The organism is Winogradskyella sp. R77965, from assembly GCF_044594915.1.
Taxonomy (GTDB): Bacteria; Bacteroidota; Bacteroidia; order Flavobacteriales; family Flavobacteriaceae; genus Winogradskyella.
Map to the genome: position 1 here is coordinate 1,674,058 of NZ_CP138990.1, position 17,868 is coordinate 1,691,925.

Genomic DNA, 17,868 nt, shown 5'->3' on the forward strand with positions numbered 1-17,868 from the left:
ACTCATCAGGATTATCTGTTATGCTTTCTGTGTTGTTCTCTTGCTAATAATGTATTCTTCAACAACATGGCAATAGTCATTGGGCCTACTCCACCAGGAACTGGCGTAATGTAACTTGATTTTTTACTCACATTTTCAAAATCAACATCACCTGTAATGTAATATCCTTTTTCAGAATCATCTGGCACACGTGTAATTCCGACATCAATAATAACAGCATCGTCCTTTACCATTTCTGCCTTTAAGAATTTTGGAATTCCCAAAGCAGAAATAATAATATCCGCTTGAGATGTAATCTGTGTAATATTTTTGGTGTGGCTATGTGTTAGAGTTACTGTTGAGTTTCCCGGAAAACCTTTGCGTCCCATTAAAATACTCATAGGACGACCAACAATATGAGAACGACCAATAACAACCGTATGTTTCCCTTTGGTTTCAACACCATAACGATCTAAAAGCTCAAGAATTCCGAAAGGTGTTGCAGGAATAAACGTAGACATATCCAAAGCCATTTTCCCAAAGTTCATAGGATGAAATCCATCTACATCCTTATCTGGATTTACAGCCATCAATACTTTCTGAGTATTAATCTGAGGTGGTAAAGGTAACTGTATAATAAAGCCGTCAATATCGTCATTATTGTTTAACTCTTCAATCGTATCCAACAATTCGATTTCGCTAGTTGTATTCGATAAACGTACCATTGTAGATTCAAAACCAATACGCTCACAAGCTCTTACTTTACTGCCAACATAAGTTAAACTTGCACCATCATTTCCAACAATGACAGCAGCTAAATGAGGTACTTTCTCACCATTTGCCTTCATTAGCTTTACTTCTTCCGCTATTTCATTTTTAATTTCGTTGCTTACTTTTTTACCGTCTAAAATTGTCATGCTCTATAAGTTTTCAGTCGCAGTCTCAGTTTTCAGTTGCTTTCTCTTATATAATTTATAGTTGTAGTCTCAGTTTTCAGTGACTTAATCATGCGACACAAACTATGTTAAAACAAATTACTCTTCTTTTACTCCGAATTTTACTGGATTGTTAATCATATAATTTATTAATTTACCAACTTCAATTCCTTGATGTGATAAATCTTTATGTTGTTCTATCGAAATGTACTCACATGCAAACGCAAAATCTAACCATGTACTAGTTTCAGAATTTTCCCCATCCGCATCTGTTAGTTTACTAATAAAATGTTTAGGATATCTTCTTTTTCTATATGATTCAGACAAATTAGCATTTACTGAACGAGAACTTCTTCTAATTTGATCCGTTAAGGAATATGTTTCTTCCTTTGGAAAGGATTTTGAGATTTCATAAATTGACATAGCTAAATCGAACGCTTTTTGATAGGCCAATAATTTTTTGAAATCCATAAATACTATTTTTTCAACATTTTTAATTAGTAAACTTCTGAAAGCTGAGACTGTGACTGTAAACTAAACTATCTCGGCATATTTTTCATCGCTTGCATCATACGCTTTCCACCTCCACCTTGCATCATCTTCATCATTTTACTCATCTGAGTAAATTGTTTTAATAACTGATTTACCTCTTGTACTGAAGTCCCAGAGCCTTTACCAATTCTCTTTTTACGACTTGCGTTAATTAGTGAGGGATTAGAACGTTCGGCAGGAGTCATGGAATGAATAATCGCTTCAATACCTTTAAAAGCATCATCATCAATATCTACGTCTTTCATCATTTTTCCTGCTCCAGGTATCATTCCGATTAAATCCTTCATGTTACCCATTTTCTTTATTTGCTGAATCTGCTTCAAGAAATCATCAAACCCAAATTGGTTTTTAGCAATTTTCTTCTGAAGTTTTCGTGCTTCCTCTTCATCAAACTGCTCTTGAGCACGTTCAACAAGTGAAACAACATCTCCCATTCCCAGAATACGATCTGCCATACGAGATGGATAGAATACATCAATTGCTTCCATCTTCTCACCTGTACCAATAAATTTAATTGGTTTATTAACGACAGACTTGATAGAAATGGCTGCACCACCTCTTGTATCACCATCTAACTTAGTAAGAATAACTCCATCAAAATTTAATATATCATTGAAGGCTTTTGCTGTATTTACGGCATCCTGACCTGTCATAGAATCTACCACAAATAAAGTTTCTTGTGGTTGAATAGCTTTATGAATGTTAGAAATTTCAGTCATCATAGCTTCATCAACTGCTAAACGACCAGCGGTATCTATAATAACAACATTATGTCCATTAGCTTTTGCATGAGCAATACCAGCCTGCGAAATTGCTACAGGATCATTATTACCTCTATCACTAAAGACCTCTACACCTATTTGATCACCAACAACATGTAACTGATCGATCGCTGCTGGACGATATACATCACATGCTACCAATAATGGTTTTTTTGTTTTTTTATTTTTTAAATAATTGGCAAGTTTACCAGAAAAGGTTGTTTTACCAGAACCTTGTAAACCAGACATTAAAATAACACTTGGTGTACCCGAAAGATTAATACCTTCTGCATCTCCTCCCATCAATTCGGTTAGTTCGTCTTTGACGATTTTAACCATTAATTGACCAGGCTGAAGTGTTGTTAATACATTTTGACCTAGAGCTTTTTCCTTGACTCTATTGGTAAATTCTTTAGCAATTTTGAAGTTAACATCGGCATCTAAAAGCGCACGTCTTACTTCCTTTAAAGTTTCGGCAACATTTACTTCTGTAATACTACCATGACCTTTTAATACATGTAACGCTTTATCTAACTTATCGCTTAAATTATTAAACATAATCTTTATCTCTTTTTACAAGTTGCAAATTTAAGAATTTAGAAGAGATAAACGAATTCGATATACATAATTATATCTCTAATAAATTGAAATTCCATTCAATTTGATTATCGATTTCAACTTTAGTACAAATGATTAATGAAACATCAGCTATACACAAATGGTAAAACCATTGAAGACTTAGGCGAATTAGATCAGTATTACGAAATAAAGAGAATTATATCTGCCAATAACGGGACTAAAATATTATTTGCTGACAACCAATAAAACCGCAAAACATAATATCTTTGTTGGACCGCATGTAAACACCAATCTTGGTCAGGTAGATTTCACCGAATTAACTATTGGTTAGGTTAATCGCTTTAATTTAAAAGATTCAAAAATTATGACAGAACAAAGCTTGTATAAACTAAGGTTTCCTATTGGTGAGTTTAAAAAACCAGATGTAATAACTGAGCACCATATTAATGAGTGGATAACATCCATTGAAACTTTACCCCAATCTATTATCTCTATTACAAAAGACCTCAGCGAAGAGGAATTGAATTATAAATATAGACCTGATGGATGGACAATTAAACAAGTGGTTCATCATTGTGCCGACAGTCATATCAATAGTATATTACGGTTTAAACTAGCACTGACGGAAGATACACCAACCATTAGACCTTATTTTGAAGACCGTTTTGCCAAATTAATTGATTATAACATTTCAATAGATAGCTCAATTTCTATTCTTACAGGAGTTCATAAAAAATTAGGTATTCTATTAAAAAATTTAAATAAAGAAGAATTGAAGCGGGCGTTTGTTCATCCAGAACACGGAAAACATTTTTCTTTGGAAGAGACGATTGGGACATATGCATGGCATAGCAATCATCATCTAGCACATATTAACCAAGCACTCGAATATAAAGAAACGTTCAAATAAAAAACCCTGAAAATAAATTCAGGACTTTTTCCAAAATATATATTGCTAATTAATTAAGGTCTTCCATCTACGGTTTTAGACTTTTCTTTTTCTTTTTGCTTCCTTATATTTTTTCTAATTTTCTCAATAGCAGATTCAATAGATTTATCTGGTTCAATGAGATTATACTCTCCCCAAAAATTTGGATCTGAAAACCCAGAAATAGCATCTGTTATAATAACAGTTGGTCTTAGTCTATCTTTATTTTTAATTTTTATATCAGTAGAGTTAACTTCCCAATCCGTTACAGCCATCTCACTAGACAACGTATAAACTTTATTAAAAATATCTCTTTTTTTATTCACTTTAAACCTTAGGCTTAAGTTAGAATAGCTATAATACCATTTACTACCTTTAGCTTTATAATCTACTTTATAAAGTGCTTCTAGAGGATATACAACAACGTTACTAGGTTTCTTTTTAACCAATAAATTTTTGGATTTCTTCATATTGCTAACATCTAATGCATAATTAGCACTAACTAATGCTAAAGTTTGAACATCAACAAACAATTTTCCATTATAATTAGCACTTAAACTATTACTCTTAGACGAGAAATTAACAACATAAACATTTCTGTTATTTATAGTAGAAGGTGCATCAAAAGAAAAGTTATAACTAGAAATCGTTTCTTCTGTGAAAATATACTCAGGATATTTCATAACATCTAAGTAAATAGTAGAAAAAGGACCGCCTTGTAGTTTTACAGAAACTGTATCTAAACGTCTATAATCAGTGCTTTTTCTTGCTTTACTAAGCTGTATTGCATCACGTTGTTCTGAAGCATTAGGTTGCTTTAAAATATTTACAACGGCCTCAGTTAAAGAGACATTTCTATTACGACGTTTAATGGTTTCTCGGTAAAAAGCAGTCATATACACTGACTCATCTTTCGAGCTTCTGTTCTTTTCCTCAAATATTCTTCTTACTAAATGTTCCGCATTTTTATAAGCAGAAACACTCACTGTAGATAATTCGGTTATAGCCTTGTAGAGTTTTATTTTGTTATCTGTTCTATTCAGTTCAGATAAAGGCATAACTCGTGTATTATAACCCAAAGTTGTCACCATTACCTTTGAGTCTAAGTATTTATTTGGCACCTTAAGTGTAAACTCGCCTTCTGAGTTGGTAATAGTACTAATATTAGTTTCATTAACATTAAGGCTTACTGCCTCTAAAGCCTTATTAGAACTACCGTCAATTACTTTTCCACTAAACTCGGTAAAATCTGCCTGAGCATGTAATGAAAATGTCACTAATAACATAGCAAAGCAAGTACTAGCAAACAATTTTAAAAAGTGATATTTTTCCATAACAGTTATTATTTATTAAACAAAATTAACTCATACTAAGATACGACAAAAGCATCAAGTTCTTTATTTACAAAATGTTAAACTGTTAATAATAATTATTATTCACTCTTTTTTAGTTTTCTAAATGCCGAAGGTGTTTGATTTGAAAACTTTGTAAATGCCTTGTAGAAGGTTACTTTATTATTAAAACCACTCTCTAATGCAATGGCCACAATCTTATAATTTCTGTACGCTGAGTCATGTAAACGCTTTTTAGCAATCTCAATACGATGTTTATTAACATAATCGTTAAAACTTTCAGATATATGCTCTGAAAACGTTTGAGACACATGGTGCGGTTTTTCATCTAAAATCTTACCTAATTTCTGAATGCTTAAGCCACTATCTAAAAACAACAAATCTTTAGTAAACGTAGTGTCAATTTTAGATGCAATACGTTGCATATCATTTTCAGAAAGATTAGAGCCAAAATATTTTTTTCGGATTTGTTTTAAAAAATCTGGATTTTTAAAAAGTAGATAACCAACACCAAAAATGAAAAGTGTAAGAATCAGATAATACGATGCAAAATCTCTCCAGTTATTTGCAAAATGTGTTAAATAAGAAATTAATAATGCAGAACAAACATATGCTAACACCATAAATAATGTATAATTTTTCTGCTTTTTTGTGAGTTCAAACCTTTTGAGGTAAAGAAAAAATGAGCATCCTAGAGCATATATTACCATTTGAAAAGCCAAAAAGTAATTCCATAGCATTGTCCTATTGATAAAGTTTTCGTTTATATATTCTCCACGTAACTTCCCGTCCATTAGTAACACATCACCATAACCAATCCAAAAAATAAGTATTGGAATCAAGTGTAATATATCAATAACCTTTAATTTTTTCTTATTGTAAATAACACATTGCAAATGAATAAATAACAAAGGTCCAAAAAGAAAAGCAACTTCAAAATAGAACCAACTTCTAAACTCTGGATGTAGAAAGGCAAGTGAGCCAGAACCATACAAAAACAATAAAATATGAAAACCAACTAATGCAATGAGTAAAGACAATGTAGTACTTCTTAGATGTCGTGATTTAAAAAACACGCCTCCAGCTACAAAAAATGCAATAAATACTTGAGTAAATAATATGTAACGGATGATCTCCAATGTGTGCTATTTGATTAGACACAATGTAATATTATTTTTTTGGGTTGGCAAGATATCTACATGCGTTCAGGAACATCAATCCCTAAAACACTAAATGCATTTTTAATGGTTTGGCTTACGGATCTAGACAAGGCGACTCTAAAACCTTTTTCCACATCAGTATCTGCACCTAGAATAGATACATTTTGATAGAACGAATTAAAATCTTTTACTAAATCGTAAGTGTAATTAGCAATCAACGCAGGACTATGCTGCTCTGCTGCATTTTGTATCACTTCTGGAAACAGCTCTAATTGTTTAATGAGCTGTTTTTCTTTCTCATGCAAGACTACTTGGTCGCAGAGCGAAGTCGAAGCGACATCTAAATTAGAATCAGTCTTTCTCAAAATCGATTGAATTCTGGCATAGGTATATTGAATAAATGGTCCTGTATTACCCTGAAAATCAATAGATTCTTTCGGATCGAATAAAATTCGTTTTTTCGGATCTACCTTTAAGATATAATATTTTAAAGCTCCTAAACCAATAGTTTTGTAAAGTGCTTTCTTTTCAGATTCAGAATAGTCTTCTAGTTTACCTAATTCTTTAGAAATCTCTTCAGCAGTATCTGACATCTCACGGATTAAATCATCAGCATCTACAACAGTTCCTTCTCTACTCTTCATTTTTCCACTTGGTAAATCCACCATCCCATAACTCAAATGAAATAGATTCTCAGCCCAATCGAAACCTAGTTTCTTTAAGATTAAGAACAACACTTTAAAATGATAATCTTGTTCGTTACCAACTGTGTAAACCATTCCTCCTACATCAGGATAATCTTTTATACGTTGTATAGCTGTACCGATATCTTGAGTCATATAAACCGCAGTACCATCACTTCGCAAAACTATTTTTTCGTCTAAACCATCTTCGGTTAAATCGCACCACACCGAACCATCATCTTTTTTAAAAAACACTCCTGTTTTTAATCCTTCGGATACAAACTCTTTTCCAAGCAAATAGGTATCACTTTCGTAATAGTATTTATCAAAATCAACACCAATATTTTTATAAGTTTCTTCAAACCCTTTATAAACCCAACCATTCATTTTTTTCCAAAGCTCTACAACGTCTTCATCACCTGCTTCCCATTTAATAAGCATTTCCTGAGCAGCAAGTAAAATTGGTGCATGCTTTTTAGCATCTTCTTCAGATTTACCTTGAGTCACTAGTTCTGAAATTTCAGCTTTGTAAGCTTGGTCAAACTTTACATAATAATTTCCAACAAGTTTATCGCCCTTTAATTCAGTAGATTTTGGTGTTTCGCCATTTCCAAATCGTTCCCAAGCCAACATACTCTTACAAATATGAATTCCTCTATCATTAATGATTTGAGTTTTATAAACTTTCTTTCCAGAAGCTTTCAATATTTCAGCAACGCTATAACCTAACAATACATTTCTAACGTGTCCTAAATGCAAAGGTTTGTTGGTATTTGGTGAGGAATACTCTACCATAACGGCTTTATCCTCCTTTTGCTCAACGAAACCGTAATTGGCTTTGGCCTGTATGGATTGAAAGAAATCTAGGTAATAATTATCACTAATTTCGATATTCAAAAAACCTTTAACAACATTAAATCCTTTTACCAGATCAATATTATCTTGTAAATACTGTCCTATTTGCTCACCAATGACTGCAGGATTTCCTTTTACTACACGCAACATTGGAAATACCACAACCGTAATATCTCCAGCAAACTCTTTTCGAGTGGCTTGAAATTCTACCGATTCCAATTCCGATTGAAACAAGGCTTTTATCGCTGCTTTTACATGTAATTCTAAAGTCTCTTGAAGATTCATATTTTGCTTTGTTTTGCCTGCCTATCGGCAGACAGGGTATTTTAAAACGTTGGCAAAGATAGCAGTTTTATTAAGATTTAATATAGTGATTTATAGTAAAGCTCGTGTTCCCGTTTTTTTTATAAAACTTATTCCTATTTCCAACCACAATTTTAGATATGTTCAGGCTGAAAATTTTAGATAAGACAATCTTAAAATCATCCTAAATAGCTAATAACCAACATACTAACCAAAACATGCATTTCATCGATAAACAGGTAGTTCTACCATGATTTTTGCCGTTAATCTATTCGTCGATTATTTCAAAAATTCAAGCTAACACTTCATCTAATTTATTGGTAGTAAATCCTAAATATTAGTATATCCCAGCACTTAATGTCATTTTTGGAATGCTATTAATCAATGTCCCAAAACATTAATGAGGCTTAATTATCACACATTAACCCAGTTGTTATTGTTTAGTGTTGACTTACTTTTGGCATCCCTCTATAAAAGTTTTACACACCAAAACATCGCAATTCGTTTTAACGCTATAAAAGGATGAAGCAGTTACTGACATTAGCTGCTTGTCTTATATCGTTGTTTGTTTTTTCTCAAAATGAAAAGATAGATGAGCTTAAGGTGCAATTAGCGTATCAAAAACAAGATTCTACTAAGGTGGATATGTCGTTAATGCTCATTAGCGAACTCTACGCAATAGAAGATTATAATATAGCGCTACTCTATGTCAATGAAACCTCAAAACTTTCTGAAGAAATAAATTACACCAAAGGACTGGCCGAAAGCAGTTATTACAGAGCTTTAATTTACACAAATCGTAATGATTATTTTAATTCAATAGATAATTATAACAAATCCAAAACGTATTATTCTCAGATTAGAGATACACTTGGCGTTGCTAAAGTGAGTAATAGCATTGGTCTCTTAGAGATTAAACGAGGAAATTATGCCGTAGGTCTTCAGAATTCATTATCTGCAATTGACATTTTTGAAAAACAGGATCTAAAAGAAGAATTAAGTACAGCTTATAATAATCTTGCTGAAGCTTATTACAAAACCAATCAATTTGATAAAGCAATAGAGTTTAATCTAAAAGCACTCGAAGTTCGTGAGAGAATTAATGATAGAGTAGGCATTATAACGTCTACAAAAAATATTGCAGAATTGTATTCTATACTCAAAGAACATCGCAAAGCTATTGAGTATTACGAAAAGGTATTAGAAATTTTAAATCCTAAAACTGATAAAGATTTACGAGGTGAAATACTTCCTAAATTAGGTAGTGAATATTTACGCTTTAAAGAATATGATAAAGCATCAGAATATTTGGTAGAAGGCTTAAAATACAATAGAAAGCAAGGAAATAGTGAAGGTATTTTAAGAGCCTTGAATGCTATCGGAAATTTAAATCTTCAAAAAGAGAAAGTAAAACTTGCCGCCAAACAATTAGATGAAGCCTATAAAATTGCTCAAAAAATAGATAATAAAACTGAGCTTCTAGAAAATTATAAGCTCCACATAGCTTTAGATTCTACACGTGGTTATTTTGAAAATGCATTCTTTTGGAAAAACAAATATCATAATTTAAAAGACTCACTCGCCCAGATTGATCAACCCGTTTTCCCAATAGATGTAGATCCTTTAGATATAAGTATTAATAACCCTATTGAAGAGAATATCAATAAATTTGAAGATAAAACCGAAAAAACTACTTGGTTCAATAAGCCTTGGATATTATTCGGAGCTTTAGCAGCCATAGCAGTTTTATTATCATTTTTAATATTTAGTCTATTAAAAGCTAAATCTCACAAGAAAGAATTAAATAAGCAAAAAGAAAAATTAGCACAAGAGAAAATTAGAAACGAAACAATTTTAGAACAAACTCATCATCTAGAAGAAGTGAATCAAGTAAAAGATAAGCTATTCTCTATTGTTTCTCATGATCTAAAAGATTCTATTTCCTCTATAAAAGCATTTTTAGATTTGCTGAGAGAAGACAGTATTTCTAAAGATGAATTTTATGAACTGATTCCGGAATTAAGTGATAATGCCAACAATGCATCTGCACTTTTATTCAATTTATTGAATTGGTCTAAATCGCAAATGCAAAATTTAGAGCCAAAGCCAGAATCGTTTAATATTCAGGATGTATTTCACAATAAAATTGCTTTAGTAGAGCAAAAAGTGGAGGACAAACGCATAGTTCTTATTGACGAGTCTCAGCAAGATTTTATCTACGCTGATAAAAGTATGGTAGAGATTGTAATTCAGAATTTAATCACTAATGCTGTTAAGTTCAGTAGAACTGGTGATGTAATTACTGTATCTAATCAGGATGTAAATGGTAAAGCCCTCATATGTGTTGAGGACACAGGTGTAGGTATTTCGAAAGAGAATATAGACAAGCTTTTTAATGCCAATAAAAACTTCACTACTGTTGGTACAAAAAATGAAAAAGGTACAGGATTGGGCTTAACTATTGCCAAAGATTTAGTTGAACTGAATAATGGTAGAATTTGGGTAGAAAGCACCCAAAATGTTGGCAGTAAATTCTTTGTCGAACTTCCTAAAGCGACTTCAAAAGCTTAGTATTTTTTGTCTATATTTAGATTCTAAATCATAGAATCATGAAATACTTTCTTCCCTTTTTAATTTTACTTTTTTTAGTTTACAGTTGTAAAAAGGAAACAAAATCAGAAGTTAAAGAAGATACCGAACTCAAGGAATTATTCACTTTAATGCAAGGCTCATTTAACTCAGAGATACAAGCCCAAGTCGATTCTTCATATTACAACATTTCATTACACATGTATCCTATTTGGGAAGATAAAGGGAACTTTCTATATGTGGAACAAGCCTTAAACAGTGCGCAAAACAAGCCGTATCGTCAGCGTATTTACGAAGTTACTAGAGCTTCAGATAGTACATTTAGCTCAGCTATTTATATGCTAGATGTAGATTCGCTCTGGATTGGTATGTGGAAAAACCCAAAATCATTCGATTCAATTTCATTAAAAGATATTGCTCTAAAAGATGGTTGTGAAGTTATTTTAAAACGTACAGCTCCAAATCAATTTATAGGTAAAACTGGTGATACAACCTGCGTCAGTACTATGCGCGGAGCTGCTTATGCTAGAAGTGAAGTTGAAATCTTAGAAGATAAAATAATTTCTTGGGATCGTGGTTTTGATGCCAATGGTGAATACGTTTGGGGAGCCGAAAAAAGTGGCTATATTTTTAATAAACTAGATTGACAAAAAGAATCAAGACCGCTTCGCTTCTAGAATAGAGAATCAAGACTTATTGTTGTTTTAGTCAAATAAACGCATCAACAATTAGACTTTTGGTAAAAACACTTCAGCCATCATGCAGCGTGCACTTCCGCCTCCACAAGTTTCAATAGTTTCTAAAGAACTCGATAGTATCGGACAATGTTTTTCTATCGCTTTAATTTGATTAGGCGCTAAGCTTTTATACGCAGCCTCACTCATCACTAAATAACGTTGATTGTCAGTACCTCTCAATTGTAACATGTTTCCGGCAAACTGATGCATTTGGGCTTCAGAAATAGAAATGATTTCTTTACCATCTTGCTTTAAATGCTTCACCACATTTTTACGTTCCTTTTTGTCGTCAATGGAATCTAAACAAATGACAGCAAAGTTTTCAGCAATACACATCATTACATTAGTGTGGTAAATAGCTAGACGTTTTCCATTAACAGTTTGATTTGCCGTAAATATTACTGGAGTATATTCAAAATCTTCGCAAAACTCAATAAATAAATCTTCATCTGCTCTAGGTGATAATGCACAATAGGCTTTTCTATTGACGCGATCTAATGCAACACTTCCTGTGCCTTCTAAAAAAACACCTTCGAGTTCTGCAGATGTATAATCGATAATATTTTCAATTTTAAAACCTTCTTCCTCCAGTCTAATAAAGACTTCATCTCTACGCTCACGCCTTCTATTCTCTGCAAACATTGGATATTTTGCAACATCTCCATTACCATGGAAACTCACCCAGTTGTTTGGAAAAATTGAATCTGGACTATCCAATAGCGTATCATCGTTTTCTACAATAACATTAATACCTGCCGCTTTCAACTTATCTACAAAAGCATCAAATTCTTTCTGTGCTTTAGCATTAATTTCAGCATTCTTTAAATCTAAATCTTCCTGAAAATAATTATTAACAGCAGTTTGCTCATTCATCCTGAAATTTATCGGACGAATCATTAAAATGGTATTTGTCGTTTGTTGCATTTATTAGGGTTTCAAAGTATTGCAAAATTAATGTTTTTTATGGCTTAAAAAACAGTTGATATGCATCTTTAATATATAAAATCATTAAGTTTGAAATGCAATACCCAATTAATTATCAATCAATATCTTAAAATGAAAAAAATCTTTTTCGTGTTCTTAATTATTTGTTCTTGTGCAGATAAAACAGAAAACTCAAATTCAAAAAACGAAAAACCCAATATAGATTTTACAACGGTTTTCGAAAAAAGTGAAGGTTTAGAAACAGCTACCTACCAAGAAACAATAGATTATTATCAAAATTTAGCAGATACCTATTCCGAAATTTCAATCCAAGCCATTGGAGAAACCGATTCTGGAAAACCTTTACATATAGTTACTTTAAATATGAATGATTCTGGCGATAATTTTGAAAGCAATAGAAAGAACACTAGAATACTATTGATAAATAATGGCATTCATCCAGGCGAATCCGATGGTATTGATGCAACTATGATGTTATTTAGAGATTTAGCTCAAGGTAAAATTGATGCTCTAAAAAGCACGATTGTAGTTACTATTCCTATTTATAACGTTGGCGGAAGCCTAAATAGAAATACAGGGACACGCACTAACCAAAATGGTCCAAAAGAGTATGGCTTTAGAGGCAATGCGAGAAACTTCGATCTCAATCGTGATTTTATAAAAGCTGATACCAAAAATGCCAAAACCTTTGCTCAAATATTTCATTTAGTACAACCAGATGTATTTATAGACAATCATGTAAGCAATGGTGCAGATTATCAGTATACATTGACGCATTTGTTTACCCAACATAATAAATTAGGAGGTGAATTGGGGGATTATATTCACACAGAAATGATGCCAGCTTTAGAACAAAAATTAAAAGTTAAGTCTTGGGATATCACACCTTATGTCAATGTTTTTAACCGTACACCAGATTCTGGGTTTAGACAGTTTATGGATTCACCTAGATATTCCACAGGCTACACCACACTGTTTAATACTCTAGGAATGATGGTAGAAACACACATGTTAAAACCATACAAACAACGTGTTGAAGGGACTTATGAGTTAATGAAAAGCATGATTGAAATTACCGAAGAGGAAGGAGATAAAATCTCAAAACTTAGAAAAGACCAGTCTAATTTATGGACAGCAGGAAAAAGCTACCCCTTAGCTTGGACAGTAGATACAACAAAAACAACAACCCTAAACTTTAAAGGTTACGAAGGAGAAATGATTCCTAGTGAATTGACTGGTGCAAAACGTTTGAAATATGATAGATCAAAACCTTTTACTAAAGAAGTGAAATATCAAAACTATTTTAAAACCAAGGACTCTATAACAATTCCGAAAGCTTATGTTATTCCTAAAGGTTGGCACAATGTGATTGATGTATTAAAGCTAAATAAAGTAGAAATGACACAGCTAGAAAAAGACACGACACTAACTGTAGAATCCTATAAAATAGATGTCTACGAAACGCGAAAATCGGCTTACGAAGGTCATTATCAACATTACAACACTAAAGTAAAATCATCTAAAGAAAAACTGAAGTTTAGAAAAGGGGACTATATGGTTTCCACAGACCAAAAAGCCATACGTTATTTATTGGAAACATTAGAGCCAACAGCTCCAGACTCATTCTTTAACTGGAATTTCTTCGATACCATTTTACAACAAAAAGAAGGCTTCTCACCTTATGTTTGGGAAGACAGAGCACAACTTCTTTTAAAGAGTAACCCTAAATTGAAAATTGAATATGACATCAAAGTCAGCTATGATGAAGACTTTGCAAACAATTGGTATGCGCAATTAGATTGGCTGCATAAGCAGAGTAAAAATTATGAGAAGGCTCATTTACAGTATCCTGTTTATCGTCTAAAATAGATTCTGATATTATGAAATTTTCAGTCAATCTATAGGCAATTTAAAGATCAATCAAGAATATCACTAACATTAGATTTATATAATTTACCTATCGGTACAAAAACATCCTTAATCTTTATTCGGTTGCCTTCAATAAACTCAATATGCGGTTTTGACACTACGTAAGATTTATGTACCTGTATGAAGCTATCATTTGATAAACGTTTTGCTATATCAGAAATCTTTTCTCTGGTTAAGACTTGTTGGTCTTTAGTAATCACTTTTACATAATTGCCAGCAGCCTCAAGATAAAGAATATTTTTAGTCTGTACTTGTATGTACTTCTTATCGGCATAGATAAATATGTAGTCCAGGGCTTTTTTAAATTCCTCGGTAAAAGGTGCAGTTTCCATTGGCTTTATTTCTAAAGCTTTTTGTACTGCTTTTAAAAAACGCTCAAAGCTAAAAGGCTTTAACAAATAGTCTACAATGTTTAATTCATAACCCTCAAGTGCATATTCTTGATAGGCAGTGGTTACAACAATTTTTGGTGGTGAGGATAAGGTTTTTAGCAACTCAAAACCTTTTAGTTTAGGCATATTTAAGTCTAAAAAAATCAAATCTACTCGGTGTTCTCGCAAATAGTCTAAAGCTTCTAATGCATCATAGCATTGCTTCGCTAATTGCATATTTGGTAACATATCACAATAGCCTTTTATGATATCGTGAGCAATATACTCATCGTCAATAATTAGGTATGTTATCATAATTGAAGCTCTAAATTTGCTTTATAAATATCTTCAGTATTTGTAAAAGTAAGCCTATGCATATTAGGATATGCTAATTCTAATCGTCGCTTTAAATTTTTAATACCTATACCAGAAACTTCAGATAATTGAGACTCATCAAAATTATTCTCAATACTAAAATAAATAGTATTCTTATCAGTTCTTAAATTTAGATGTATATAAGCTTTATCTCGTAAATTTTCTACACCGTGTTTAAAAGCATTTTCTAAAAGAATAATAAACAGTAAAGGCATTATTTGAGGCTTATTATTTTCAATATCTATGTTGCATTTTACATCGATATCCTTATGATAACGCATACGATGTATTTCAATATAATTTTTTAGGTACTCTACTTCTTCTTCTAAATATACAGTGCCTCTTTCACCTTCATAAATGCTATAACGCATTAATTCAGACAATTTTAAAATAAGTGCTTTTGCTTTTTCAGAATCTACATCTACCAAACCATACAAGTTATTCAACATATTAAAGAAAAAGTGAGGATTTACCTGACTTTGTAAATGCAAGAGTTCATTTTTAGTTTTTTCATTCTTTAGTTGCAATACAGACTTAAGCTGTGTGATTATCCAAAGTATACCAATAACCAAAAGAATAGCATAATATATCAATACGACGATTGCTACAGCTGGATGAAAATCGCCAAGAAACAATACAGAATCTTTTTTAAGTACAATAAGCTCATAAGCTGTAATTCCCAAAGGAACTAAAATTGTCACTAGAATTATAAACTTCGCTAATAACCAATTGTTCTTTTTTAGAGTAGAAATCATACTGCAAAGTAAAAAGAATACTCATGTCATTCTAGAGAAAAGTGACAACCACAAAATCTAGAGCCATCAAACTTTTGATTTTAGGGATGAACGTCAATTATGCAATTACAAACATTTAAAGAAAGTGTTCATCACATAAATTTCTTTAAGGTTCACATAAGACTAATATTTGTTCCAATCAAAAAACTAACAGTAATCATTAAGAAGCTATTAAAATGAAAAAAAGAATCTTACGCTATTTAAAGCACATCTTCGGGACTATTATAGTTCTTTTACTAATTGCCACTTCAATATTATTACATGAAAATGGAAGTATTCATTATGGTGACAATCCGCAAAAAATGAATTGGGATAATGAAGGACCTTATGTCTTTTATAAAAATGATAGTACTCTAAATGTGAACTACATTAGAGGGAATAAAAAAGATGGTTTTTATGTGAATAAAAAAGAGGTGCCTACAAGCGAATCTAAATCATTGAGCTGTTTTTTCGCATTAGACTCAACAAGTTTTAGTTTTAAACTAAATTCAAATTTTAAAACACCTAAATCCGTTTATAATGACAATGAAGAGGTTCTAGCAATATCTGATATTGAAAGTGGATTTAAAACGTTCAGGGATTTCCTAATTAATAATAGTGTTATTAATAAAAAGTTAAACTGGACATTTGGCAAGGGTCATTTAGTTTTAGTTGGCGATTTTGTAGACAGAGGTTTTTCTACAACACAAGTTTTATGGTTCATTTACAAATTAGAGCAAGAAGCAAAAAAATATGGTGGAAATGTGCACTTTATAATAGGAAACCATGAATTAAAAAACATGTATGGTGATTATGAAGCTTCCTCTTTAAAATACACGTTTGTATCCTCTATATTGGGCAAAACCCAATCTAATTTATACGACTCAAATTCATTTTTAGGCAAATGGTTATCGAGTAAAAATACCATAGAATCCATTAATGGAAATCTATTTGCTCATGGTGGCTTACATCCAGATATTGCAAATATTAGCATTTCTTTAGAAGACATAAACAAATTATTAAGAGTAAACTATTATCTAGCACCATATCCAAAAGCAGATAAAAGCGAAACAGATCTATTACTATCATCTAAAACAGGAATTAGTTGGTATCGCGGCTACTTTAAAGATGACGACTTAACTCAAGAACAAATTGATTTAAGTTTAAATATATTTGATGCAAAAACCATTATAGTAGGACATACTATTCAAGAAAAAGTAAAAAGGTACTTTAATGGAAAAGTAATAGGTATTGATGTTCAACACCCAAAAGATTACCATAAAAACTGGCCAAATAAAAAATCTGAAGGTTTACTTATCGTAAGTAATAAATACTATCGTGTTTTAACCAATGGTGAAAAAGAAGAGATTTAAATTCCTAAAAGATTTTTCCAAAGACTATAGAAAACAGTTCAAAATTAAATCAAAATCCGAATATTAGCATAACTATTTTCTAAAGCCTTTTGAGACGCTTTAGCGTCTAACCATTTTACCTTAGTAATACCTTCACTTTCTTCAGGAAATAATTTGCCTTCAAAATCGGTTTTCATTTCAAACCAATAGGTTACTTTAATTTTATGCTTACCATTACGCTTAAAAATGTGGTACGTCGTTGATAAAGGCTTTGTGATTTTTAGTCCTTTGACTCCTGTCTCCTCCTCTACTTCTCGTGTAGCAGTTTCTTCAATCGATTCTTTACGTTCTGCCTTTCCTTTTGGCAAATCCCATTTATCATTTCTGTAGATAAAAAGAATTTCATTATTAGAGTTATAGGCTTTTCCGCCACCAGCGATTACATTTGGTAGGAGTTTCAAAAACTTGTTGAGTAATTTTTCAGGATTTTTATCAATTAGATGTACACCTTGTAAATCCGTCTTATTAAGTGTTTTAATAACTTTACCGATGTTTACAGATTTTAAAAGAAAAGATTTAAAATCAGTTTCTCTTTCAACTTTGGTCGTTAAAATAATAGGTTTGTCCCCTACATATATGGTGTACATAGATAAGATATGTTTCAACTTTACATATGTAAAAGTATTATTTTTTATGACAACTAGTAAAAG

At 31.9% G+C, this 17,868-nt stretch carries 16 protein-coding genes; 6 read left to right on the top strand and 10 right to left on the bottom strand.

Going from position 1 to position 17,868, the window contains the following annotated elements:
• Nucleotides 1-11 precede the first annotated feature (11 nt).
• From SJY34_RS07465 to ffh, 3 genes are all read right to left on the bottom strand, one after another.
• Complete coding sequence (locus SJY34_RS07465) at nt 12-896, bottom strand: bifunctional 5,10-methylenetetrahydrofolate dehydrogenase/5,10-methenyltetrahydrofolate cyclohydrolase (protein WP_400080785.1); 885 nt, start codon at nt 894-896, stop codon at nt 12-14.
• Nucleotides 897-1,013: 117 nt separating this feature from the next.
• Nucleotides 1,014-1,385, bottom strand: coding sequence for a four helix bundle protein (locus tag SJY34_RS07470; protein WP_400080787.1), 372 nt, complete (start codon nt 1,383-1,385; stop codon nt 1,014-1,016).
• A 68-nt stretch (nt 1,386-1,453) separates the two neighbouring features.
• Nucleotides 1,454-2,785 (bottom strand): signal recognition particle protein, encoded by a 1,332-nt coding sequence (gene ffh, locus SJY34_RS07475; RefSeq protein WP_400080790.1) that lies wholly within the window; start codon nt 2,783-2,785, stop codon nt 1,454-1,456.
• A 138-nt stretch (nt 2,786-2,923) separates the two neighbouring features.
• Between ffh and SJY34_RS07480 the strand changes: the two genes are divergently transcribed.
• On the top strand, nt 2,924-3,052 hold the full coding sequence (locus SJY34_RS07480; protein WP_400080793.1) for a hypothetical protein: 129 nt from the start codon (nt 2,924-2,926) through the stop codon (nt 3,050-3,052).
• A gap of 118 nt (nt 3,053-3,170) precedes the next feature.
• On the top strand, nt 3,171-3,716 hold the full coding sequence (locus tag SJY34_RS07485) for a YfiT family bacillithiol transferase (RefSeq protein ID WP_400080796.1): 546 nt from the start codon (nt 3,171-3,173) through the stop codon (nt 3,714-3,716).
• 53 nt (nt 3,717-3,769) lie between these two features.
• Here the strand turns inward: SJY34_RS07485 and SJY34_RS07490 are convergent, their stop codons facing one another.
• The 3 genes from SJY34_RS07490 to argS form a co-directional block, all read right to left on the bottom strand.
• Entirely contained in the window at nt 3,770-5,068 is a 1,299-nt protein-coding gene (locus SJY34_RS07490) for a carboxypeptidase-like regulatory domain-containing protein (RefSeq protein ID WP_400080799.1), read from the bottom strand.
• Between the two features lie 98 nt (nt 5,069-5,166).
• Nucleotides 5,167-6,225 carry a helix-turn-helix domain-containing protein gene (locus SJY34_RS07495; RefSeq protein ID WP_400080802.1) on the bottom strand — a complete coding sequence of 353 codons (1,059 nt, stop codon included), beginning with the start codon at nt 6,223-6,225 and terminating at the stop codon, nt 5,167-5,169.
• 56 nt (nt 6,226-6,281) lie between these two features.
• Nucleotides 6,282-8,069, bottom strand: a complete 1,788-nt coding sequence (argS, locus tag SJY34_RS07500) for an arginine--tRNA ligase (protein WP_400080805.1) — start codon at nt 8,067-8,069, stop codon at nt 6,282-6,284.
• Nucleotides 8,070-8,609: 540 nt separating this feature from the next.
• On the opposite strand from argS, the gene SJY34_RS07505 reads away from it, so the two are divergent.
• Together SJY34_RS07505 and SJY34_RS07510 are read left to right on the top strand one after the other, a co-directional pair.
• Nucleotides 8,610-10,658 carry a tetratricopeptide repeat protein gene (locus SJY34_RS07505; RefSeq protein WP_400080807.1) on the top strand — a complete coding sequence of 683 codons (2,049 nt, stop codon included), beginning with the start codon at nt 8,610-8,612 and terminating at the stop codon, nt 10,656-10,658.
• Between the two features lie 38 nt (nt 10,659-10,696).
• Nucleotides 10,697-11,323 (top strand): chromophore lyase CpcT/CpeT, encoded by a 627-nt coding sequence (locus SJY34_RS07510; protein ID WP_400080810.1) that lies wholly within the window; start codon nt 10,697-10,699, stop codon nt 11,321-11,323.
• Nucleotides 11,324-11,404: 81 nt separating this feature from the next.
• Here SJY34_RS07510 and ctlX read toward each other — a convergent pair whose 3' ends face one another.
• A complete protein-coding gene (gene ctlX / locus SJY34_RS07515) occupies nt 11,405-12,337 on the bottom strand; it encodes a citrulline utilization hydrolase CtlX (protein WP_400080812.1) in 933 nt (310 codons plus the stop codon).
• 132 nt (nt 12,338-12,469) lie between these two features.
• On the opposite strand from ctlX, the gene SJY34_RS07520 reads away from it, so the two are divergent.
• Nucleotides 12,470-14,227 carry a M14 family metallopeptidase gene (locus SJY34_RS07520; protein WP_400080815.1) on the top strand — a complete coding sequence of 586 codons (1,758 nt, stop codon included), beginning with the start codon at nt 12,470-12,472 and terminating at the stop codon, nt 14,225-14,227.
• A 47-nt stretch (nt 14,228-14,274) separates the two neighbouring features.
• On the opposite strand, the gene SJY34_RS07525 is transcribed toward SJY34_RS07520, so the two are convergent.
• Nucleotides 14,275-14,973 (bottom strand): LytR/AlgR family response regulator transcription factor, encoded by a 699-nt coding sequence (locus tag SJY34_RS07525; protein WP_400080818.1) that lies wholly within the window; start codon nt 14,971-14,973, stop codon nt 14,275-14,277.
• Nucleotides 14,970-15,788 (bottom strand): sensor histidine kinase, encoded by an 819-nt coding sequence (locus SJY34_RS07530; protein ID WP_400080821.1) that lies wholly within the window; start codon nt 15,786-15,788, stop codon nt 14,970-14,972. Before SJY34_RS07530 ends, SJY34_RS07525 begins: the two co-directional genes overlap by 4 nt.
• A gap of 215 nt (nt 15,789-16,003) precedes the next feature.
• Here SJY34_RS07530 and SJY34_RS07535 point away from each other — a divergent pair, with 215 nt between their 5' ends.
• The gene (locus SJY34_RS07535; RefSeq protein ID WP_400080824.1) at nt 16,004-17,179 is read left to right on the top strand and encodes a metallophosphoesterase; all 1,176 of its coding nucleotides are present in this window, start codon (nt 16,004-16,006) and stop codon (nt 17,177-17,179) included.
• A 44-nt stretch (nt 17,180-17,223) separates the two neighbouring features.
• Here SJY34_RS07535 and SJY34_RS07540 read toward each other — a convergent pair whose 3' ends face one another.
• The gene (locus tag SJY34_RS07540; RefSeq protein ID WP_400080827.1) at nt 17,224-17,805 is read right to left on the bottom strand and encodes an NUDIX hydrolase; all 582 of its coding nucleotides are present in this window, start codon (nt 17,803-17,805) and stop codon (nt 17,224-17,226) included.
• Between the last annotated feature and the right edge of the window lie 63 nt (nt 17,806-17,868).